Raw genomic sequence first — 21,911 nt, forward strand, 5'->3', positions numbered from 1 at the left:
GCCGGCGAAGGCGTCCGTGCAATCGCCTTCGCCGGCAAGCCTGGCTCCTACAGGGACCGGTGCTTCAGGCACAAAAAAGGGGACGCTCATGGCGTCCCCTTTTTCGTTTGATCGTTCCCACGCTCTGCGTGGGCATGCAGCCCGGGACGCTCCGCGTCCCTTCAAGAGCCGAACGCGGAGCGTCCGTTGAGGCATTCCCACGCGGAGCGTGGGAACGATCGGTGTGAGTGGTGTGAGCGGTGTGAGCGGTGTGATCGTGTAACGGTTCAGATCAGAACGCCGGCAATACCGCGCCTTTGTACTTCTCGAGAATGAACGCTTTCACTTCCGGGCTGTGCAGCGCAGCAACCAGTTTCTTCATCGCCTCGCTGTCCTTGTCGTCCGGACGGGCCACGAGGATGTTCACGTAAGGCGAGTCGTTGCCTTCGATCACCAGCGCATCCTTGGACGGATCCAGCTTGGCTTCCAGCGCGTAGTTGGTGTTGATCAGCGCCAGGTCGACCTGGGTCAGCACACGCGGGATCGTCGCGGCTTCCAGTTCGCGGAATTTCAGGTCCTTCGAGTTTTCGGTGATGTCCTTGACGGTCGACAGGATGTTGTTCGGCTCCTTCAACTTGATCAGGCCGGCCTTCTGCAGCAGCAACAGCGCACGGCCGCCGTTGGTGGCGTCGTTCGGGATCACCACGTTGGCGCCGCCAGGCAGTTCGGTCAGCGCCTTGTACTTGCTGGAGTAAGCGCCCAGGGGTTCCAGGTGCACACCGGCAACGGCCACCAGGTTGGTGCCCTTGGCCTTGTTGAACTCATCCAGGTACGGCTGGTGCTGGAAGAAGTTGGCGTCCAAGCGCTTCTCGGCGACCTGCACGTTCGGTTGGATGTAGTCGGTGAAGACCTTGATCTTCAGGTCCACGCCTTCTTTGGCCAGGGCCGGTTTCACGAACTCCAGAATCTCCGCATGCGGGACTGGGGTGGCGGCAACGGTCAGTTCGTCGGCCTGGGCGGAAAACGCCGCTACAGCGGCCAATGCGACGAGTAGTTTTTTCATTCAGCTAACTCCTTGTGAGGCGCCCGTGTGGCGCCTGCCAGCGAATGGCCGGCTCATGTCTTGGTTACGCGAACCATTTATTTTCTGGAAAAGTGTACGACCAGTTTGTCGCCAACCATCTGCAGGACCTGCACCAGCACCAGCAACAGCACCACGGTGACGATCATCACGTCGGTCTGGAAACGCTGGTAGCCGAAACGGATCGCCAGGTCGCCCAAACCACCGGCGCCGACCACACCGGCCATGGCGGTGTAGGACACCAGTGTAATCGCCGTCACCGTAATCGCCGCGTAGATGCCCGGGCGGGCTTCTGGCAACAAGGCGTTGGTGATGATCTGCCGGGTGGTCGCGCCCATGGCCTGGGTCGCTTCGATGATGCCGCGATCGACTTCACGCAATGCGGTTTCCACCAGACGACCGAAGAACGGCGTAGCGCCCACGACCAGCGGTGGAATCGCGCCAGCGACGCCGAGCGACGTGCCAGTGATCAGCACCGTGAACGGGATCATCACGATCAGCAGAATGATGAATGGCAGCGAACGCAGGATGTTCACCACCAGCGACAGCACGGCGTAGACGCCCCGGGATTCGAGCAACTGACGCGGGCTGCACAGGAACAACAACACGCCCAGCGGCAGGCCCAGCAAAATCGTGAACAACAGCGAACCGCCGAGCATCAACAGCGTGTCGCCCGTGGCCAGCCAGATTTCGAACCAGTCGATATTGGCGAAGAAACTCATCAAGGCTTCCATCAGCGCAGGACCTCCATGTGGACATCAGCCGCGGTGAAGAGGGCGAACGCCGCCTCCATGTCACCGCCGGTGACGGCCAGGGTCAGTTGCCCGTAAGGGACGTCTTTGATGCGGTCGATACGACCGGCCAGGATGCTGTAGTCCACACCGGTTTCCCGAGCGACGGTACCCAGCAACGGTGCGTAGGTCGCTTCGCCCTGGAAGGTCAGACGCACGATACGACCCGGCACGTGAGCGAAGTCATCGCGCTGTTCGCTTTCGTCAATCTGCTCGCTTTCCTGCACGAAGCGTTTGGTAGTCGGGTGCTTGGGATGCAGGAATACATCGGCAACCGAACCTTGCTCGACGATCACGCCGGCATCCATCACCGCCACCTGGTCGCAGACCCGACGGATCACGTCCATCTCGTGGGTGATCAGAACGATGGTCAGTTTCAGTTCGCGGTTGATTTCGGCCAGCAATTGCAGGACCGACGCGGTGGTCTGCGGGTCCAGGGCGCTGGTGGCTTCGTCGCACAGCAGGATTTTCGGCTTGGTCGCCAGGGCGCGGGCGATGCCGACGCGCTGCTTCTGGCCACCGGACAACTGCGCCGGGTACTTCTTGGCGTGATCGGACAGGCCGACACGCTTGAGCAACTCGGCCACACGCCGGTCGATATCGCTGCGGGACAGTTCGCCGGCCAGGGTCAGCGGCAACGCGACGTTGTCGGCCACGGTCTTGGAGGCCAGCAGGTTGAAGTGCTGGAAAATCATCCCGACCTGCTGACGGAAGCGCCGCAGGCTGTTGGCGTCGAGCGCGGTGACTTCTTCGCCATCGACGAAGATCTTGCCGCCACTGGACTCTTCCAGGCGATTGATCAGACGCAGCAGGGTACTTTTTCCCGCGCCGGAATGACCGATCAGACCGAAGACCTGACCATTCTCAATCGTCAGACTGGTCGGATGCAGGGCGGGAATATCCTTACCGGCGACGCGGTAAGTCTTATGGACGTTTTGAAACTCGATCACGTAGCGAACCTTGTGGGGCGCGTTGGAATGGGATCAGCGGTTAGCCGGGCGCGCATTTTAGCCTGTCCGTATAGAGGTTATTAGCATTTATTCGGCATTCAACCTTTCATTTGGCAATAACGCGATCAAAGGTCATAAAAAAGGAACGGCAAAAAATCCCATCAGTCACTAATAAGGCAACTCGAAAACACCCCCGGTGCCGTGCCAGGGGAATGAATAAGCGTCCTGGCTAAGGCAGGAATCGCCACGAGGAGTTTACGACTGATGAGTACTAAAAAGCCTGTCGCCCCCAAAAGCGCACTGGCCGGGACCGATACCCTGGACCGCGGCAACACCAACGCCAAGCTCGACAGCCTGGAAAAGTTTCGCTCTGACGCCACCGAGCAAGCCCTGCGCACCAACCAGGGCGTGAAAGTCTCGGATAACCAGAACACCTTGAAGGTCGGCGCGCGCGGGCCGTCGCTGCTGGAAGACTTCATCATGCGTGAAAAAATCACGCACTTTGACCATGAGCGTATCCCGGAGCGCATCGTCCACGCCCGTGGCACCGGCGCCCATGGTTTCTTCCAGACGTACGAGAACCATTCGGTACTGACCAAGGCTGGATTCCTACAAGACCCGAGCCAGAAAACTCCGGTGTTCGTGCGCTTTTCCACGGTGCAGGGCCCACGGGGGTCAGGCGATACCGTGCGGGACGTACGCGGTTTCGCCGTGAAGTTCTTCACCGACGAAGGCAACTTCGACCTGGTGGGCAATAACATGCCGGTGTTCTTCATCCAGGACGCGATCAAGTTTCCCGACTTCGTGCACGCGGTAAAACCTGAGCCACACAACGAGATGCCTACCGGCGGCTCGGCGCACGATACGTTCTGGGACTTCGTGTCGCTGCAACCCGAATCGGCGCACATGGTGATTTGGGCCATGTCCGACCGGGCGATCCCGAAAAGCCTGCGCAGCATGCAGGGCTTTGGCGTGCACACCTTCCGCCTGGTGAACGCCGAGGGCAAATCGCGCTTCGTCAAATTCCACTGGCGCCCTACCGCCGGCACCTGTTCGCTGGTGTGGGATGAGGCGCAGAAGCTCGCCGGTAAAGATACTGACTACCACCGTCGCGATCTCTGGGAGTCCATCGAGATCGGGGACTACCCGGAATGGGAACTGGGTGTACAGATCGTCGAGGAAGAAAACGAACACGACTTCGATTTCGACCTGCTGGATCCGACCAAAATCATTCCCGAAGAAATCGTGCCGATCACGCCGCTGGGCAAAATGACCCTCAACCGCAACCCGGACAATTTCTTCGCCGAAACCGAACAGGTCGCGTTCTGCCCGGGGCATATCGTGCCGGGGATCGATTTCTCCAACGATCCGCTGCTGCAAGGTCGGTTGTTTTCCTACACCGATACGCAAATCAGCCGACTCGGCGGGCCGAATTTTCACGAGATCCCGATCAACCGTCCGGTAGCGCCGTTCCATAACGGCCAGCGTGACGGTCTGCACCGCATGACCATCGACAAGGGTCGCGCGTCCTACGAGCCGAATTCGATTGATGGCGGCTGGCCGAAGGAAACCCCACCGGCCGCGCAGGATGGCGGGTTCGAGACGTATCCGGAGCGCATCGACGCCAACAAGATCCGTCAGCGTAGCGAGTCGTTCGGCGATCACTTCTCCCAGGCCCGGCTGTTTTTCCACAGCATGAGCAAGCATGAGCAGGAACACATCATCTCGGCTTACAGCTTTGAGCTGGGCAAGGTGGATCGGTTGTGGATTCGTGAACGTCAGGTCAATGAGATCCTGGCCAATATTGATCTGGAACTGGCCAAGCGTGTTGCCCAAAACCTGGGTCTGCCGGCGCCGAAGGCGGGGACCGTGGACGTGCCGAAAATCTCGCTGGATCGCTCGCCGGCCCTGAGCCAGGCCAACTTGCTGCCAGAGAACATCAAAACGCGGAAAGTGGCGATTCTTGCAGCCAACGGCGTCGATGGTGCCGCGATTGATGCAATGAAGAAGGCATTGGCGGCAGAGGGAGCCCACGCCAAACTGCTCGGCCCGACGTCCGCGCCGGTGACGACCGCCGATGGCAAATCATTGCCGGTGGATGCATCGATGGAAGGCCTGCCGTCCGTGGCCTTCGATGCGGTGTTCGTGCCGGGTGGCGCGGCGTCGATCAAGGCGTTGAGCACCGATGGCGTGGCGCTGCATTACCTGCTCGAGGCATACAAACACTTGAAGGCGATTGCGCTGCATGGCGAGGCCAAGCAGTTGCTGGATGTGTTGAAGCTGGAGGTGGATGCGGGGCTGGTGGTTGGCGCGGATGCGAAGTTGATCAAGCCGTTTTTTGCGGCGATCGGACAGCATCGGGTTTGGGATCGGGAGCCTAAGGCTAAGGCGATTCCGGCTTAAAGAGATGCATTGCGAGTGAGGACGCCTTCGCGGGCAAGCCTCGCTCCTACAGGTCTCGTGTCATTCAGAACACCACACGAACCCTGTAGGAGCGAGCGGTGCGACGATTCGACTTGCCCGCGAAGCTTTTCAGGGCTTACGCGGACTCAACACCATCTGCGCCGGAATGTTGCGCAAGATCTGCTTCTCCAGCTTCAGGTCGAACCCAGAATCCAGCTTCTTCACCCGCTTGGTCAGCAACGTGGCTAACCAAGGGTAATCCTGGGTACGCGGCGCCTGAATGCTCACGGCACATTCATAATTCACCACATCGGCGGCGATAGCGTCCAGTTGGCGACGCAGTTTGCTCATATCGGTGAGGTTCAGCGCCACCGTGGTGCTTTCAGCCGTTGGATCGATCACTTTCGCTTTCGGCTTGGCCTCGGCCGCCATCAGCGCCGCTTCGGCCCGGTCCAGCTCTGCCTTGCGTGCATTGACAATGGCGTTGTTCACCCCGCCCGTCAGCGCCGGGGCCTTGGGCATCAACGCCCGGGCACGACTCAGGGCGGTAGCGGCCGCGTTAACGTCACCTTTTTGCAGCACGATCTGGCTGCGGCGCAGATAGGCTTCGGCCAGCTGCCGTTGATATTGCACGAGGCTTGGGTCGTCGGGCGACTGGGCCTGCAAGGTTGCCAATTGATCTTCGGCGGTGGCCAGTTCGCTGCTGGCCAGGTTTTGTTCCAGCTGTGCGATGGCCGTAGCCCGCGCATCGGGGGCCTCGGTGGCCGCCGGTGGCGTGCTTTGGCAAGCGCCCAGCAGCAGAGAAAATGCGACAAGGAGCAGATAACGGGAGGCGAACGGCTTCATTCCTGCGACTCTCTATTTGCGCAAAAAACGAGCAAGTCTACACCCCTCGACGGGGCAGGACAAAACTCAGCAGAAACAGCGCGGCGGCCGTCACCACAATCGACGGGCCCGCCGGGGTGTCCTTGAACCATGACAACGCGAGCCCGCCACACACCGCGAGCATACCCAGCAGGCTCGCGCCCAGTGCCATCTGCTCCGGCGAGCGGGCGTGACGTTGTGCCGCAGCCGCCGGGATGATCAACAGCGACGTAATCAGCAACACACCGACGATTTTCATCGCCACGGCAATTACTACGGCGATCAGCAGCATCAGGGTCAAACGCAACGCCGCCACGGGCAAACCTTCCACCGTGGCCAACTCTTCGTGCACGGTGATCGCCAGCAACGGCCGCCACAACGTCACCAGCAGCCCCAGCACCGCCGCGCTGCCGCCGAGGATCCAGGCCAGATCGGTCGGACTGATCGCCAGCAGGTCGCCGAACAGATAGGCCATCAGGTCGATCCGCACTTCGTGCATGAAGCTTAGTACCACCAGGCCCAGAGAGAGCGTGCTCGGTGCGAGAATTCCCAAAAGGGTGTCGGACGCCAGCGGCTGACGCTGTTGCAACGTCACCAGCAACACCGCCAACAACAGGCAGCCAACGGTGACGGCCACGGCAGGGCTGACATCCAGCAGGAAGCCCAGGGCCACGCCGAGCAACGCGGCGTGGGACAAGGTGTCGCCGAAATACGCCATGCGGCGCCAGACCACGAACGAACCCAGCGGGCCCGCGACCAACGCCAGGGCCAGACCTGCAAGCAGGGCGTAGAGCAGAAAATCAGCCATGCTTGCAGCTATCTCCGTGAACGTGGGGTTTGGCCGACGGGGCCGCGCTGACCACCGCGCCATGCAGGTCATGGGCGTGGTCGTGATGGTGGTGATAAATCGCCAGGCTTTGTGCGTTCTTGCCGAACAGCTCGACGAACGCGGGATCGCCGCTGACGTGTTCCGGATGCCCGGAACAGCAAACGTGGCGATTCAGGCACACCACCTGGTCGGTGGTGCTCATCACCAGGTGCAAATCGTGGGAAACCATCAACACGCCGCAACCATGACGGTCGCGCAGGCGTGTGATCAGGCTGTACAGCTCGGCCTGGCCGGCCACGTCGACGCCTTGCACCGGTTCGTCGAGCACCAGCAATTCCGGCTCACGCAACAGCGCCCGGGCCAGCAGCACGCGCTGCATTTCGCCACCGGAAACACTTTGTACCGGGCTGTCGATGACCTGCTCGGCGCCGACTTCCTTGAGTGCCGCCAACGCCCGCGCCCGGTCCACACCCGGGACCAAACGCAAGAAGCGCAGCACTGAGAGCGGCAGGGTCGGATCGACGTGAAGTTTTTGCGGCATATAGCCAACGCGCAATTTCGGCTTGCGCCAGACGCTGCCGCTGTCCGGCTTCAATAGACCGAGCACGGCGCGCACCAACGTGGTTTTGCCCGCGCCATTGGGGCCGATCAGGGTCACAATCTGCCCCGGCTCGACGCTCAGATCGATGTTTTCCAGCACGTTTTGCCCGGCAAACGTGACGGCGACCTGCTCAAGACGGATCAACGCATTGCTCATCAAGCCCCCTGGCAACCGGAGCAGAGCCCGATGACTTCAACGGTCTGGGCTTCGACGATAAAGCCGACGTCTTTGGCGCTGATGACAATCGCGTCGCTGATGGATTTCTGTTCAAGCTCGATGGCGGCGTGACAGGTGCGGCAAATCAGGAACTGGCCCTGGTGCGCATGTTCCGGGTGATTGCAGCCGACGAAGGCGTTCAGCGAGGAGATGCGGTGCACGAGGCCGTTTTCCAGCAGGAAATCCAGCGCGCGGTACACCGTCGGCGGCGCGGCGCGGCGGCCATCCTGCTCGCTGAGCACCGCCAGGATGTCGTAGGCACCCAGCGGTTTATGGCTTTGCCACACCAGCTCCAGCACCCGCCGACGCAAGGCGGTCAGGCGCAAGCCTTGACGTGCGCACAGGGCATCGGCCTCAGACAATGCGCTGTGAACGCAATGAGAGTGGTCGTGGGGACGGCTGGCAATCGGTGTTTTAGGCATGAGCGGCGACGCATTTTGTGAGAGACGTTATTATGTTACCCGTTCTCGCCTCTTCGAGTGGTCATCGTGTCCCGACTTTTTTCTATCTTTGTCGCATTCATCGCAAGTTTCCTGCTGATCGGTTCGGCCCACGCCGAGGTCAAAGTGCTGACCAGCATCAAGCCGCTACAGCTGATTGCTGCGGCGGTGCAGGACGGTGTGGCGATTCCGGAAGTGTTGCTGCCACCGGGTGCCTCGCCGCATAACTACGCCTTGCGCCCTTCCGACGTACGGAAGGTGCAGTCGGTGGATCTGGTGTACTGGATCGGCCCGGACATGGAAGGTTTCCTGCCCCGCGTGCTGAAAGGTCGCACATTGCCAACCGTGGCCGTGCAGGATTTGCCTGATTTGAAACTGCGACACTTCGCCGAAGATAGTCAGTCTCATGCCGAAGATTCCGACGAACATGACCACGATCACCGTCCGGGTACCCTGGACGCGCATTTGTGGTTATCGCCAGTGAATGCCCGGGTGATCGCCACAAAAATGGCCGCCGACCTGAGTGCTGCCGATCCCGCCAACGCGGCGCGTTATCAGAACAACCTCAAGGCCTTCGATGAGCGCCTGGATGCGTTGGACCTGCGCTTGAAGGCTCGCCTGGCAGGCATTGCCGGTAAGCCGTACTTCGTGTTCCACGAAGCGTTCGACTACTTCGAAGACGCTTACGGCCTCAAGCACACGGGCGTATTCAGCGTGGCCGCCGAAGTGCAGCCCGGCGCCCAGCATGTCGCGGCGATGCGTACGCGATTGCAGGAAGTCGGCAAAACCTGCGTGTTCAGCGAGCCGCCACTGCGCCCTCGCCTGGCCGAAACCCTGGTGGCCGGCCTGCCGGTGAAACTGGCGGAACTGGATGCGTTGGGCGGGTACACGCCGGCGACCGCTCAGGGGTATGAGCAGGTGCTGGAGAAGTTGGGGAATGATTTGGCGGGGTGTCTGGAGTCGTTGTAACCCCACAATACCTGTGGCGCGGGGGCTTGCCCCCGTTGGGCTGCGAAGCAGCCCCTGATTTTTCAAATTGGAAATCGCAGGGGGAACGCTTCGCGCTCCAACGGGGGCAAGCCCCCTCGCCACAATTTAAAGGGCGAAAGGCAACGGCGTATTAACTTTCTGCCGCTGCGCCAAGCGCTGCTGAAACTCCATCGGATCGTGAATCAACACGTCCTGCCCGGCGAACGACTCAGCAGCAATCAGCCGCGACAACCAGAACCGCACACATGCGACCCGCAGCAGGGTCGGCCACAGCTCAGCTTCGGCCGCCGTAAAGGGTCGCAGCGCCGCATAGGCGCCCAATAGCGCCCGGGCGCGCGGCCCGTCGATCACGCCTTGCTCGTCCGAGCACCAGTCATTCAAGGCAATCGCCACGTCGTACAACATCGGCCCGGAACAGGCGTTGTAGAAGTCGATCAACCCGGTCAGGTGTGTGCCTTCGAACATCGCATTATCGCGGAACAGGTCGGCGTGGATGTTGGCTCGGGGCAACGCCAGAATTTTCGTCTTCTGTTGAGTGATTTCGTCCAATGCCCGTTGCAGCAGTTCGCTCTGCTCGGCATTCAGGTGCGAGAGCAACTGCGTGCCCTCCTCCAGCATCCAGTCCAGGCCGCGATCGGTCTTGCGCTTGATCATGTTGGCCTGGGTCGCCAGATGCAGGTGGCCGAGCAGCTCGCCGACCTGAGAGCAATGCTGGGCATTGGCATCCTTGATGTGTTTGCCGGCCAGGCGCGGCTGCAACAGCGCCGGTTTGCCGGCCAGTTCACGTAGAGCCACGCCGTCAGTGGTGCGCAGCGCGTAGGGCACCGGCAGGTCGGCGTCGTGCAACACGTCGAGCAGTTCGATGAAGAACGGCATTTCCTGAACCGGGCCGCGTTCAACCAGGGTCAGGACAAATTCGCCCTGTTCCAGACTGATAAAGAAATTGGTGTTTTCGCTACCGGCGGCAATCCCCTGGAAATCAAGCAGGCGGCCGAGCCCGTATGGGGCGAGAAAGGTTTCCAGCTCGGGCCGAGCCAGGGGGGTGAACACAGACATGGTTAAAAACTGCTCAGTTCGGGCGCCGCTATTAAAGCGGCGCCGATTAAAGTTAAGAAACTACTTCCAGGTAAAGATTTCCCACGCGGGAATCAGCATATCCGGCTGGTCCGAACGGATGTAATTGGCATCAGTCCCGTCCGCACGCACCAGGAAATACGGCTTCCCAACGCTCGGCGTCACCTTGATGGCGTAGGTAAACCCGCCCTTCTTGTACTCCTGAATGACCTTATCGCCTTCCTTGTGCGTGCTAATAGTAACTTCCGGCTCTGCCGACGGCGCGTCATCCGCCGCCATGACGGCCAATGGAACGGTTGCAAACAACCCAGCCAGCAACAGGCGATTTAGTGTGCGCATGATAACCTTGTCCCTTTGTCGTCAATGGTCCCGCTATTCTAGCCCCGGACCCGCCGAAAAGGTTGATCCTGCTCATGAGCCAAGCCCCCCTCGTCCTGGTGGACGGTTCTTCTTACCTGTACCGCGCCTTTCACGCGCTGCCACCGCTGACCACTTCCAAAGGCCTGCCGACGGGCGCGGTCAAGGGTGTGTTGAACATGCTCAAGAGTCTGCGCAAGCAGTACCCGGACAGTCCGTTCGCCGTGGTGTTCGACGCCAAGGGCGGGACGTTCCGCGACGAGATGTTCGCCGAGTACAAGGCCAATCGCCCGAGCATGCCCGATGACATGCGCGTACAAATCGAACCGCTGCACCAGAGCGTGATCGCCCTCGGCTTCCCGCTGCTGTGCGTCGAAGGCGTAGAAGCCGATGACGTGATCGGCACCCTGGCCCGCAGCAGCGCGGCCGCCGACCGTCCAGTGGTGATCTCCACCGGCGACAAGGACATGGCGCAACTGGTCGACGGGCACATTACCTTGGTCAATACCATGACCGGTAGCAGCATGGACGTGGAGGGCGTGAAGGAGAAATTCGGCGTCGCTCCCGAGCAGATCATCGATTACCTGGCACTGATGGGCGATTCGTCCGACAACATCCCGGGCGTTCCGGGCATCGGCCCAAAAACCGCTTCCGGCCTGCTGGTCGGCGTGAATGGCGGCCTGACCGAGCTCTACGCGCAACTCGACATCGTCCCGACCCTGCCGATTCGCGGGGCCAAGACCCTCCCGGCCAAGCTCGAAGAACACAAGGAGATGGCGTTCCTCTCCTATCGCCTGGCGACCATCAAGATTGATGTACCGCTGGACATCGGCCTCGACGACCTGCAAATGGGCCAACCGGATCACGACAAACTCGCCGAGCTCTACACCCTGCTCGAATTCAGGAGCTGGTTCGAAGACAACCAGCGCGATGCCAAGCGTTCCGGCCAGGAAGTGGTCGCGCCAGTGGCTGAAGAAGAGGTCGCCGCAGCTGTTGAACTCAAGTACACGACGATCCTCACCCAGGCCGATTTCGATCTCTGGTTGAAGAAGTTGAACGACGCCAAGCTCTTCGCCTTCGATACCGAAACCACCGGGATTGATGCGCAAAAGGCCCAACTGGTCGGCCTGTCGTTCGCGGTACAAGCCAACGAAGCAGCCTACATTCCGCTGACCCACTCCTACATGGGCGCGCCGGAGCAGCTGGATCGCGACACCGTTCTGCGCGCCCTGAAACCGATCCTCGAAGACCCGAGCAAGCTCAAGGTCGGCCAGCACGCCAAATTCGACATGAACATCCTGGCCAACTGCGCCATCGGTGGCGATCAGAGCTGCGGCATCACCGTGCAAGGCATCGCCTTCGACACCATGCTCGAATCCTACGTGCTGGACTCCACCGCGACCCGCCACGACATGGACAGCCTGGCGCTCAAGTACCTGAATCACACCACCACCGGTTTTACCGATATCGCCGGCAAGGGTGCCAAGCAGCTGACATTCGATCAGATTGCCCTGGAACTGGCCGGGCCTTACGCCGCCGAAGACGCCGACGTGACCCTGCGCCTGCATCAAACCTTGCAGGCCAAGCTCAATGCGATTCCGAGCCTGAGCAAGGTCTTGAGCGAGATCGAAATGCCGCTGGTGCCGGTGCTGGCACGGATCGAGCGCCAGGGCGCGCTGGTCGATGCCGCGTTGCTGGGGATCCAGAGCGTTGAGCTGGGCACGAAAATGGTCGAGCTGGAGCGTGAGGCCTACGCCATCGCCGGCGAAGAATTCAACCTCGGCTCGCCGAAGCAATTGGGCGCGATCCTGTACGAAAAACTCGGCCTGCCAGTCCTCAGCAAAACCGCCAAGGGCCAGGCTTCCACCGCCGAAGCCGTGCTGGCGGAACTGGCCGACCAGGATTTCCCGCTGCCCAAGGTACTGATGCAGTACCGCTCGATGAGCAAGCTGAAAAGCACCTACACCGACCGCTTGCCGGAGCAGATCAACCCGCGCACCGGGCGGATTCACACCTCTTATCACCAAGCCGTTGCCGCGACCGGGCGCTTATCCTCCAGCGATCCAAACCTGCAGAACATCCCGATCCGCACGGCTGAAGGCCGGCGGATTCGCCAGGCGTTCATCGCGCCACCGGGCTACAAACTGTTGGCGGCGGACTACTCGCAGATTGAACTGCGAATCATGGCGCACCTGGCCAAGGACGCAGGCTTGCTGCACGCCTTCCGCAACGACCTGGACGTGCACAAGGCCACGGCGGCGGAAGTCTTCGGCGTTGAGCTGACGGAGGTCACCACCGATCAGCGTCGCAGCGCCAAGGCGATCAACTTCGGCCTGATCTACGGCATGAGCGCGTTTGGCCTGGCCAAGCAGATCGGTGTGGATCGCAAGCAATCCCAGGCGTACATCGACCGTTACTTCGCCCGCTACCCCGGTGTTCTGGAGTACATGGAGCGCACCCGTACCCAGGCTGCCGAGCAGGGCTTCGTCGAAACCATCTTCGGTCGTCGCCTGTACTTGCCGGACATCAATGCGAAAAACCCGGCTTTACGCAAAGGCGCCGAACGCACGGCGATCAACGCCCCGATGCAAGGCACGGCGGCGGACATTATCAAGAAGGCCATGGTGGCGGTGGATAACTGGCTGACGTCGTCAGGCCTGGACGCCAAAGTCATCCTGCAGGTACACGATGAATTGGTGCTTGAGGTGCGCGAAGACCTGGTCGATCAGGTGCGTGAAGAAATTCGTGCGCACATGAGCAACGCCGTGAAGCTCGATGTACCGCTGTTGGTCGAGGTGGGCGTGGGTAATAACTGGGATGAGGCTCACTGAGCGCCTGAACCGGGGTTTGTGCCGCGGCATAGTGCCGCGGCGGAAAAGGATCGAAGGGTGCTTAGTTCGAAAAATGCGCCGGGTTATTCCAAAGGCATTTGAAAATATTCTGAACTAATCTTCCAAATCGCCACTCAGAGTTACTGAATGGCTGGTGAAGCCCTTCGATGCTCCTATGTTGTGTTAAGTGTTGGCAGATAATCTGGACCCCGCCCTAGCGGTCCGGAACTTGAACCCCGGAACTTCCCCCTCCCCATAAGAAGTCCGGGGTTTTTTTTGCCTGTAGAAAAGTTCTACTCGGCAATCTGGGCAATCTCGGTGCCTTTGTCCGCCAATTCCATCCAGCCCGCCAATACAGTGTAGGCGTCTTCCAGGCCCAGGCGTTTTGGCGCCGAGAACAATTGGATGGTGATCGCATCACCCCAGCCCTTGCGAATGTCGGCCTGAACCTTGAGCAGGACGTTTTTCGCCGCGCCGTAGGTCAGCTTGTCGGCTTTGGTCAGCAAAATGTGCATCGGCATGCCGCTGGCGACTGCCCAATCGAGCATCAGCAAATCGAAGTCGGTCATTGGATGACGGATGTCCATCATCAGGATCAGACCCTTCAAACTCTCGCGACCGCCCAGATAAGCTTCCAGGTGACGCTGCCAGTGCAGCTTCAATGGGATAGGTACTTTTGCGTAACCGTAGCCCGGAAGGTCGACCAGACGCCGATCATCGTCTAGCTTGAAGAAGTTCAACAACTGCGTGCGACCCGGCGTTTTCGAGGTCCGCGCCAGGCTGGCGTGAGTCAGGGTGTTCAGCGCGCTGGATTTGCCGGCGTTAGAACGCCCGGCGAAGGCTACTTCAAAGCCCTCGTCGTCCGGGCATTGGTCGACTTTGGCAGCGCTGAGCATGAAGGTGGACTGTTGGCACAGGCCGAGGATGGGGTTCTTGAGTTGCATGGGATTTCCGATGTGGGCGGCGCCGGGAATGGACGCGGCGAGCAGTGTCGTTTCCGTTTCAGTAGCGCCAGTATATAATGCCGCAGATTTTGTGTGCGCTTTGTCCCAGCGTAGGATGAAGTTCACGAGAGCGAAAGACCTTGATTGCGCACTAGAACGCAGAATGCTCTCTACCCTGAAAAGGTCGTTTTATGACGAAATGGCTGCTAGCTGCCGGTGTCTTGATGCCGCTTTACAGCGCTCAGGCTACACAGGATCCGGAAGCTGTGTACAACCGTGTTTGTGGTGCCTGTCATTCCGGCCAACTACCCTTGGCGCCTCAGAAGGGCGATCAGGAAGCTTGGACGCCGAGGTTGGCGAAAGGTATGGAGACGCTGGTGCAACACGTGACCCAGGGTTTCAAGGCGATGCCGCCGCGTGGTTTGTGCATGGACTGCAGTGCCGAGGATTACCAAGCCATCATCCACTGGATGAGCGAGTAAACCCGGCCCATAACTCTTTAACCCTTAGCCGTAGTTGGATTAGCTGATGAACAAATTGATCGTGAGTCTGCTGTTGACCGTGGGGATCTCCGGCATAGCCCATGCTGCAGGTGACGCAACCGCTGGCCAGGCGAAAGCCGCAGTGTGTGGCGCCTGTCATGGCCCGGATGGCAATAGCATGGCGCCTAACTTTCCGAAACTGGCAGGTCAGGGCGAGCGTTATCTGAACAAGCAGTTGCACGACATCAAGTCCGGCAAACGCACGGTACTGGAAATGACCGGCCTGCTGACCAACCTGAGCGATCAGGACCTGGCCGATATCGCCGCCTACTTCGCCAGCCAGAAAGGCAGCGTTGGCGCCGCCGACCCTAAAGTCGTGGCTCGCGGTGAAGCACTGTTCCGCGGTGGTGACCTGGCCAAGGGCCTGCCAGCCTGCACCGGCTGCCATTCGCCCAATGGCGCAGGCAACGCCGCCGCCGGTTTCCCGCACCTGGGTGGCCAGCACGCTCAATACGTGGCCAAGCAACTGACCGACTTCCGCAAGGAAGAAGGCGGGCGCAACAACGACGGCGACACCAAAACCATGCAGACCATCGCCAAACGGCTGAGCGACGAAGACATCGCCGCGGTGTCCAGCTACATCCAGGGCCTGCACTAAGGCCTGCGGATCGAGCGTTGCGCGGGATGGACATCCCCTGCAACGTTAACGCTCGATTAATCCGTCGATGCAAGCATAAAAAGGGTGGCTTTGGCCGCCCTTTTTTGTGGCCGCTGCCGTTACACTACAGAACTCAAGCCCGCCAGGACCTGTCTGAAAACAGGTCGCGCGAGGCGACCCAATTTGTCCAGGAGTAAAGCATGCGTAATCTGATCATCAGCGCCGCACTCGTCGCTGCCAGCCTGTTCGGCATGAACGCCGCCCAAGCCGCCGAAGCACCTGCTGCCCCTTACGTCGAACTAGCCAATGCTGTTCCGGTGGCTGTCCCTGGCAAGATCGAAGTGGTGGAGCTGTTCTGGTACGGCTGCCCGCATTGCTACGCATTCGAGCCAGTGATCAATCCATGGGTTGAGAAACTGCCTTCCGACGTCAACTTCGTCCGCATCCCTGCCATGTTCGGCGGCCCTTGGGACGCTCACGGGCAAATGTTCCTGACCCTGGAAGCCATGGGCGTCGAGAGCAAAGTGCACAAGGCAGTATTTGAAGCCATCCAGAAAGAACACAAGAAACTGACCGACAAGAACGACATGGCTGACTTCCTGGCCACCCAAGGCGTAGACAAGGACAAGTTCCTGGCCACCTTCGACTCCTTCGCCATCAAGGGCAAGATCGTCCAGGCCAAAGAACTGGCCAAGAAATATGAGATCTCCGGTGTTCCAACCATGATCGTCAACGGCAAATACCGCTTTGACGTGGGCTCTGCCGGCGGTGCCGAACAAGCCCTGAAACTGGCCGACAAACTGGTCGACAAAGAGCGAGCGGCTAACAAGGCTGCCGCCAACTAAGCGCGGCCCCTGCCATGCGCCGCTGGGGTACTGAACGCGTCGTTGGCCTGCATGAACCGCAGATCAACACGCATCACCTGGAAACGACGGGCCTGCCCGCAGACAGCCGTCTCCGCTTGCTCAGCTTCAACATCCAGGTCGGCATCAGTACCGAACGCTATCGGCACTACCTGACCCGTGGCTGGCAACACCTGTTGCCGCACACCGGGCGTGCCGACAACCTGCAAAAGATCGGCAACCTGTTGGGCGACTTCGATCTGGTCGCCTTGCAGGAAGCCGATGGCGGCAGCCTGCGATCAGGCTACGTCAATCAAGTCGAACACCTGGCCCAACTCGGGGCCTTCCCCTACTGGTATCAACAACTCAATCGCAACCTCGGTCGCCTCGGCCAGCACAGCAATGGCGTGCTCAGCCGCTTGCGCCCATGGGCGATTGAAGATCACCCGCTACCGGGGCCCAAGGGCCGCGGGGCAATCCTGGTGCGCTTCGGCGAAGGTCCGGAGGCGCTGGTGGTCGTGATGATGCACCTGGCCCTCGGCGCCCGCGTGCGCAGCCTGCAACTGGCCTACATCCGCGAATTGATCGGCGGCTACAAACACCAGGTGCTGATGGGTGACATGAACACCCACGCCAGCGACTTGCTGCAAAACTCCCCGTTGCGCGACCTCGGCCTATTGGCGCCGCAACTGGAAGCGACGTTCCCCAGCTGGCGCCCGCAACGCTGCCTGGACCACATTCTGCTCAGCCCGACCCTGACCCTGGAAAGAGTCCAAGTGCTGGCACAACCGATTTCCGATCACCTGCCGGTCGCGGTAGAGATTCGTTTGCCGGGTTCGCTCACGGCCGATGCATTCCCCGCGTTGAGTCCTGACCCTCGCGGATCCCATGAATGAGCGACGAAGCACAGCGCTGGAAAGAGAAGTACCTCAAAAGCATCGAACAACAGGAAAAACTCGAGCGGCGCTGGGACGCCCGGCTCGACCTGCTGCGCCGCGGCCTGGTACGCAGCACCCTGGCGGCCGAGGGCACCGACCGCGCCGTTGACCTGTGCATGAAGGAAATGCGCGAAGTCGTGCGCACCGATGACATGGACGCCGGCCTCGCCGCGCTGCTGCCACGCCTGGAAAAAGCCGTGCTCGACTCCGAGCAACGCCGCGAAACCCGGGTCGATCAGGTCAGCGCGGCACTGAACGCGCTGGTTGCGCAGCTCCAGGCATTGCCGCTGCCCCGGGAAGTCAGCCGGCCGCTCAAGACCTTCGCCAAGCAACTGGATGGGCGCGTGGGTCAGGCCCGCGAGATTCCCTTGCTGCTCAGCGAACTGAGTGGCTTGCAAGGCAAAGCCCTGAACCAATTGGAAAACCCTGCCGAACCTGGCCGCCCGGGTTTGCTCCAGCGATTGTTTGGCAGTCGCGAAGCGGAAGAAGCCGTGGCACAGGTCGCGGCTCCAGTGGTGCAGGCGCCGGCCCCGCCCTCTCCCGCGCCGCTTTCTGCCCCCCTTACTGAGGAACCGCAGACCAAGGCCGACATCACGCCAGTCGCCACTGTGTCGGAGTCGGTGCCGGTGCCGGTGCCGCCAACAGTCCAAGCCGCGCCAATCGCCGCCGTCATTCCCGAACCACCAGCACCGCAGTCGACACCCGTACCATCACCGGAAATCGTGGCATTTGTCCCGCCAGTTCTGGAGCCGCAAGTTACCCGCGCCCAACCGCCCGCGCCACAACCAGAAGCTGAACAGCCCCAAGCACCAACGCCACCGATCATCACACCCGCCGTCCACACTCAACCGGCCTTTAATCCGGACGAACTGACTCCAACGGCCACCCCCGAAACACCCGTTTTCCTCGACAGCCTGCCCTTGCCTTCCGTGATGGCTCAGGCATTGGCCGCCATCGATCCTGAGCACCCCGAGCAAGACATCCTTTACGCGCTGCCGGATTCACCCGAGCCGTCCTACAGCTCCGTGGCCACGCACATCGAAGAGACGTTGCTGGGCCTGCTCGATGACTTGACCCTGCCAGAACGCCATCGCCCGCAGGCCGAAGCCATGCGCGAACGCCTGCAAAATGGTTTGAACTGGTATGAACTGCTGCCGATTCTCGACGATCTGGCGACTTTGATGCTGGCGATCACCGACAGCGGCCAGCATGAGTTCGAAGCCTACTTGCAGCAGCTCAATGAGCGCCTTGAGTCGTTCCAGAGCAACCTGCAAGCCGCCAGTGCCGGCCATGCCGATACCCGTTCCGCGGCGCGAGAGATGGACACGCAGATCCGCGAACAAGTCGACGGTTTGCAAACCAGCATGCAGGACGCCGCCGATCTGGAAGACCTCAAGCACGTACTGGAAAACCATCTCGAAGGCCTGCTGGGCACCATGGACCAGCATCAGAAGCAGCGCGACGAACGCGAGCAGGAAGTCGCGGCGCGCCTGCAAGGCCTGGCCGAACGGGTGGCGCACATGGAGCAGGAAGCCATGGGCTACCGCGAACACCTTGAAGAACAGCGGCAAAAAGCCCTGATCGACCCGCTGACCGGCCTGCCCAACCGCGCCGCCTGGGGCGAAAGGCTGGACCACGAAATCGGCGAATGGCAGCAGCATGGCAATACGCTGATGCTGGCGATGCTCGATCTCGACCACTTCAAACGCATCAACGACAACTACGGCCACCTGGCGGGCGACAAAGTACTGAAGATCATCGCCAGCGTGTTGCGCAAACGCCTGCGCGGTTCGGATTTCATTGCCCGCTTTGGTGGCGAAGAGTTTGTGCTGTTGATGCCCGCGACGGTGCCGGCAGCCGGCGCAAAACTGCTGGAAACCCTGCGCGCGTCGATTGAAGCCTGCCCGTTTCACTTCAAGGGCGAGCGGGTAACCATCACCATTTCCATGGGGCTGACCGCGTTCAAACCCGGAGAACATAGCGATATGGTGCTTAAAAGAGCCGATCAGGCGCTCTATAGAGCCAAAAATGCCGGGCGCAACCGGGTGGAACTGGGCTAAGCGCCAATTGTTCCATTTTGTTTAAAGCGGCTCTTCGGCCTTCGTGGCGCAAGGCATTACGTTACACTGTTGCATTACAGTCCTGCGTGTATTGCCTTCTGCCATGAAATATCTTGCTCTCGCTCTGTCGCTTCTACTGCTGGCCGGTTGTGCCAGCGGTCCGCGCTTCGACACCAGCCACCCTTCCGCCAACTTCGACAGCCGCGTGCAGTTCGTGGTCGTGCATTACACCTCCGCCTCGCTGGAGCGCTCGCTGCAGTTGCTGACCCACGGCGAGGTCAGCAGCCATTACCTGATCGGTGACGATCAAGGCGCGACCATCTACAAACTGGTGGATGAAAACCTGCGCGCCTGGCACGCCGGGGAAAGCGAATGGCAAGGCCGGACGTGGCTGAACTCAAGCTCCATCGGCATCGAAATCGTCAATCCGGGCTTCCGCGAAACGCCGACTGGCGGCCGGTTCTGGTACCCCTACAGCGAAGCCCAGGTCCAATCCCTGATCGTCCTGCTCAAGGACATCAGCAAACGCAATGGCATCAGCCCTCGGCACATCATCGGTCATAGCGACATCGCCCCGCTGCGCAAGCTGGATCCGGGTCCGTTGTTTCCCTGGAAGCGCCTGGCCGCCGAAGGCCTGGGCATCTGGCCGGACGAGCAGGCGGTCGCCCGTCGGCAAGTGCAATTCGAGGTAGAGCTGCCGAGCATCGGCTGGTTCCAGGAACAACTGGCGCGCCTGGGTTACGCGACGCCGCAAACCGGCGAACTGGATGTGGCGACACACCATGTGTTGGCGGCCTTCCAGATGCATTACCGCCCTTCCCGCTTCGACGGCATGCCGGATGCGCAAACCGCTGCCATGCTGCTGGTGTTGAATCAGACAAAATAATGACGCCGCCCGACGGTCCGGGCTTTTTCTCAATCAGCAGCTATAACTCATTGGTAATTCTTCGGATATTTCCATATGCCTGCTGCTCGAGAGAGGTTGCGTAGTTGGTTCTATCGCCCCTGGTTTTTGGCGATGCTGGCTGCTGCCTTGAGCGCAACCCTGTTGATGGCCGGCAGTCTGTTCATCGCCATGAATCAGGTCGAGCAAAACGAAAGCCAGGAAATGAACGCCCAGGGTGAGCGCTTCCTCGCTCGCCTGGAGCAGATGTTCGGGCAGTTGCGCGAAAGCCTGGATGATCTGGAAGCCCAACCGCTGCGAAGGTGCGACGACGAAATGATCGCCACCTTGCAGCAAATCAGCTTCAGTTATCGCTTCGTCTACGAAGCCGCCTATATGGACGGCACCCGGATTTGCTCCAACCGCCCCCGCCAGGAAGGCGTGTCGATGATCCGGCCGTCGGACATCAAAGGCCCGATCTACAGTTATTGGCTGAACACCACCACCGAACCCGATGAAAACCGCGCCGCGCTGATGCTCAGTCGCGGCAATTTCCGGGTGGCAACTTCGCGCGGGCATCTGACCGATATGGTCGACCTCTCCCCTGGCAGCAGCCTTCTGGTGGTGCTCGACCACGGTAAGCGAGCGATCCCGGTGCTGGGCGTCGAACAGGCCTGGCCGCCCACCGAGCCCTGGCCACCGAAAAGCCTAGATGCCCTGCAAGTGACTCAAACTCGCCTGATTTACCGCATGCCCACCAGTAATCCGGAATATCAGTTGGTACTGATCACCCCGCGTACAGCCATGCATGTGCCGGCGATCTGGTGGTGGCTGCTGCCGACGAGCCTGGTGCTGGGGATTATCGTCGGCTTCCTGGTATTTCTGCTGGTGCGCCAGCGTCAGTCGCTGGATGCCGAGCTGCAAGGCGCCATACGCCGAGGCGAGTTGCAGGTGCTGTATCAACCGATCTTCGACCTCGCCAGTCGCAACTGCGTCGGTGCCGAAGCCCTGCTGCGCTGGCGTAGACCCGATGGCACGCTGACCAGTCCCGATCTGTTTATCCCGATGGCGGAGAACACCGGTCAGATTCGCCAGATGACCGACTTCGTCTTGCAGCGCTTGCTGGAACAGTTAGGTCAGCTGCTGCGGGCTAATCCGCAGCTGTACATCTCGGTCAACCTGGCGGCCTGCGATGTGATGGTGCCGCGTATCGGCCAGGTGATGGCGCGGCTGCTGACCTTGCACCGGGTGGCGGCCAAACAGATTGCCTTCGAGGTGACGGAGCGCGGCTTGATCGACGTGGTGGTGGCGCGGGAAAACCTGCAAGCCTTGCGCGATGTCGGGCATCAGGTGCTGATCGACGACTTTGGCACCGGCTATTGCAGCCTGGCGTACCTGCAAACCCTGCCGGTGGACTGCCTGAAAATCGACAAGGCCTTTATCGATGCCCTGGGCCATGACGCCGCCAGCAGTGGCGTGGCCCCGTACATCATTCACATGGCCCAGGCCCTGCAACTCAAGGTGATCGCCGAGGGCATCGAGCATGAAGCCCAGGCGGAGTTCCTGAGCAGTGAAGGGGTGAAGTTCGGGCAGGGCTGGCTGTTTGCCCATGCGTTGAGCGCCGTGCAGTTCATCGAACTGATTACCCGTGGTCGCCGGGTGACAGGCCGGCGCCTGGATGACGAAGCGTAACTGCGC

At 60.7% G+C, this 21,911-nt stretch carries 20 protein-coding genes; 10 read left to right on the plus strand and 10 right to left on the minus strand.

The features are described 5' to 3' along the window. Positions 1 to 271: 271 nt before the first annotated feature. From FQ192_RS14865 to FQ192_RS14875, 3 genes are all read right to left on the minus strand, one after another. Entirely contained in the window at positions 272 to 1,042 is a 771-nt protein-coding gene (locus FQ192_RS14865) for a MetQ/NlpA family ABC transporter substrate-binding protein (RefSeq protein ID WP_149659279.1), read from the minus strand. Between the two features lie 77 nt (positions 1,043 to 1,119). Beyond that, complete coding sequence (locus FQ192_RS14870) at positions 1,120 to 1,794, minus strand: methionine ABC transporter permease (RefSeq protein WP_149659280.1); 675 nt, start codon at positions 1,792 to 1,794, stop codon at positions 1,120 to 1,122. Then, positions 1,794 to 2,801, minus strand: coding sequence for a methionine ABC transporter ATP-binding protein (locus FQ192_RS14875; protein WP_133835171.1), 1,008 nt, complete (start codon positions 2,799 to 2,801; stop codon positions 1,794 to 1,796). The genes FQ192_RS14870 and FQ192_RS14875 overlap by 1 nt, the downstream gene beginning before the upstream one ends. Positions 2,802 to 3,065: 264 nt before the next feature. On the opposite strand from FQ192_RS14875, the gene katE reads away from it, so the two are divergent. Then, the gene (gene katE, locus FQ192_RS14880; protein WP_149659281.1) at positions 3,066 to 5,204 is read left to right on the plus strand and encodes a catalase HPII; all 2,139 of its coding nucleotides are present in this window, start codon (positions 3,066 to 3,068) and stop codon (positions 5,202 to 5,204) included. A gap of 129 nt (positions 5,205 to 5,333) precedes the next feature. On the opposite strand, the gene FQ192_RS14885 is transcribed toward katE, so the two are convergent. Genes FQ192_RS14885 through zur form a run of 4 tightly spaced genes read right to left on the minus strand, consistent with a single transcriptional unit; the run spans position 5,334 to position 8,136 of the window. Further along, positions 5,334 to 6,050, minus strand: coding sequence for a PA5502 family lipoprotein (locus tag FQ192_RS14885; protein ID WP_149659282.1), 717 nt, complete (start codon positions 6,048 to 6,050; stop codon positions 5,334 to 5,336). 37 nt (positions 6,051 to 6,087) lie between these two features. Next, entirely contained in the window at positions 6,088 to 6,876 is a 789-nt protein-coding gene (znuB, locus tag FQ192_RS14890; protein WP_149659283.1) for a zinc ABC transporter permease subunit ZnuB, read from the minus strand. After that, complete coding sequence (znuC, locus tag FQ192_RS14895) at positions 6,869 to 7,654, minus strand: zinc ABC transporter ATP-binding protein ZnuC (RefSeq protein ID WP_149659284.1); 786 nt, start codon at positions 7,652 to 7,654, stop codon at positions 6,869 to 6,871. Before znuC ends, znuB begins: the two co-directional genes overlap by 8 nt. Next, complete coding sequence (gene zur / locus FQ192_RS14900) at positions 7,654 to 8,136, minus strand: zinc uptake transcriptional repressor Zur (RefSeq protein WP_149659285.1); 483 nt, start codon at positions 8,134 to 8,136, stop codon at positions 7,654 to 7,656. The genes znuC and zur overlap by 1 nt, the downstream gene beginning before the upstream one ends. A gap of 66 nt (positions 8,137 to 8,202) precedes the next feature. On the opposite strand from zur, the gene znuA reads away from it, so the two are divergent. Continuing rightward, on the plus strand, positions 8,203 to 9,123 hold the full coding sequence (znuA, locus tag FQ192_RS14905; protein ID WP_149659286.1) for a zinc ABC transporter substrate-binding protein ZnuA: 921 nt from the start codon (positions 8,203 to 8,205) through the stop codon (positions 9,121 to 9,123). Positions 9,124 to 9,249: 126 nt separating this feature from the next. Here znuA and FQ192_RS14910 read toward each other — a convergent pair whose 3' ends face one another. Both FQ192_RS14910 and FQ192_RS14915 read right to left on the minus strand, forming a co-directional pair. Then, the gene (locus FQ192_RS14910; protein WP_149659287.1) at positions 9,250 to 10,200 is read right to left on the minus strand and encodes a homoserine kinase; all 951 of its coding nucleotides are present in this window, start codon (positions 10,198 to 10,200) and stop codon (positions 9,250 to 9,252) included. A 60-nt stretch (positions 10,201 to 10,260) separates the two neighbouring features. Next, positions 10,261 to 10,557, minus strand: coding sequence for a DUF2782 domain-containing protein (locus FQ192_RS14915; RefSeq protein ID WP_123513297.1), 297 nt, complete (start codon positions 10,555 to 10,557; stop codon positions 10,261 to 10,263). A 74-nt stretch (positions 10,558 to 10,631) separates the two neighbouring features. Between FQ192_RS14915 and polA the strand changes: the two genes are divergently transcribed. Then, positions 10,632 to 13,406, plus strand: coding sequence for a DNA polymerase I (gene polA, locus FQ192_RS14920; protein ID WP_149659288.1), 2,775 nt, complete (start codon positions 10,632 to 10,634; stop codon positions 13,404 to 13,406). Positions 13,407 to 13,699: 293 nt separating this feature from the next. Here polA and yihA read toward each other — a convergent pair whose 3' ends face one another. Then, positions 13,700 to 14,350, minus strand: a complete 651-nt coding sequence (gene yihA, locus FQ192_RS14925) for a ribosome biogenesis GTP-binding protein YihA/YsxC (RefSeq protein WP_149659289.1) — start codon at positions 14,348 to 14,350, stop codon at positions 13,700 to 13,702. A gap of 191 nt (positions 14,351 to 14,541) precedes the next feature. Between yihA and FQ192_RS14930 the strand changes: the two genes are divergently transcribed. From FQ192_RS14930 to FQ192_RS14960, 7 genes are all read left to right on the plus strand, one after another. Continuing rightward, positions 14,542 to 14,832 carry a cytochrome c5 family protein gene (locus FQ192_RS14930; protein WP_149659290.1) on the plus strand — a complete coding sequence of 97 codons (291 nt, stop codon included), beginning with the start codon at positions 14,542 to 14,544 and terminating at the stop codon, positions 14,830 to 14,832. 46 nt (positions 14,833 to 14,878) lie between these two features. Further along, positions 14,879 to 15,490, plus strand: coding sequence for a cytochrome c4 (locus FQ192_RS14935; RefSeq protein WP_054617181.1), 612 nt, complete (start codon positions 14,879 to 14,881; stop codon positions 15,488 to 15,490). Positions 15,491 to 15,690: 200 nt separating this feature from the next. Then, positions 15,691 to 16,335 (plus strand): thiol:disulfide interchange protein DsbA/DsbL, encoded by a 645-nt coding sequence (locus FQ192_RS14940; protein WP_149659291.1) that lies wholly within the window; start codon positions 15,691 to 15,693, stop codon positions 16,333 to 16,335. Positions 16,336 to 16,349: 14 nt separating this feature from the next. Next, positions 16,350 to 17,228, plus strand: a complete 879-nt coding sequence (locus FQ192_RS14945; protein WP_149659292.1) for an endonuclease/exonuclease/phosphatase family protein — start codon at positions 16,350 to 16,352, stop codon at positions 17,226 to 17,228. After that, the gene (locus tag FQ192_RS14950; RefSeq protein WP_149659293.1) at positions 17,225 to 19,330 is read left to right on the plus strand and encodes a diguanylate cyclase; all 2,106 of its coding nucleotides are present in this window, start codon (positions 17,225 to 17,227) and stop codon (positions 19,328 to 19,330) included. The genes FQ192_RS14945 and FQ192_RS14950 overlap by 4 nt, the downstream gene beginning before the upstream one ends. Positions 19,331 to 19,433: 103 nt before the next feature. Next, the gene (locus FQ192_RS14955) at positions 19,434 to 20,216 is read left to right on the plus strand and encodes an N-acetylmuramoyl-L-alanine amidase (RefSeq protein WP_149659294.1); all 783 of its coding nucleotides are present in this window, start codon (positions 19,434 to 19,436) and stop codon (positions 20,214 to 20,216) included. Positions 20,217 to 20,291: 75 nt separating this feature from the next. After that, positions 20,292 to 21,905, plus strand: coding sequence for an EAL domain-containing protein (locus FQ192_RS14960; protein WP_149659295.1), 1,614 nt, complete (start codon positions 20,292 to 20,294; stop codon positions 21,903 to 21,905). The last annotated feature ends 6 nt before the right edge of the window (positions 21,906 to 21,911 follow it).

The organism is Pseudomonas sp. ANT_J12 (assembly GCF_008370045.1).
In the GTDB taxonomy this organism is placed as follows: domain Bacteria; phylum Pseudomonadota; class Gammaproteobacteria; order Pseudomonadales; family Pseudomonadaceae; genus Aquipseudomonas.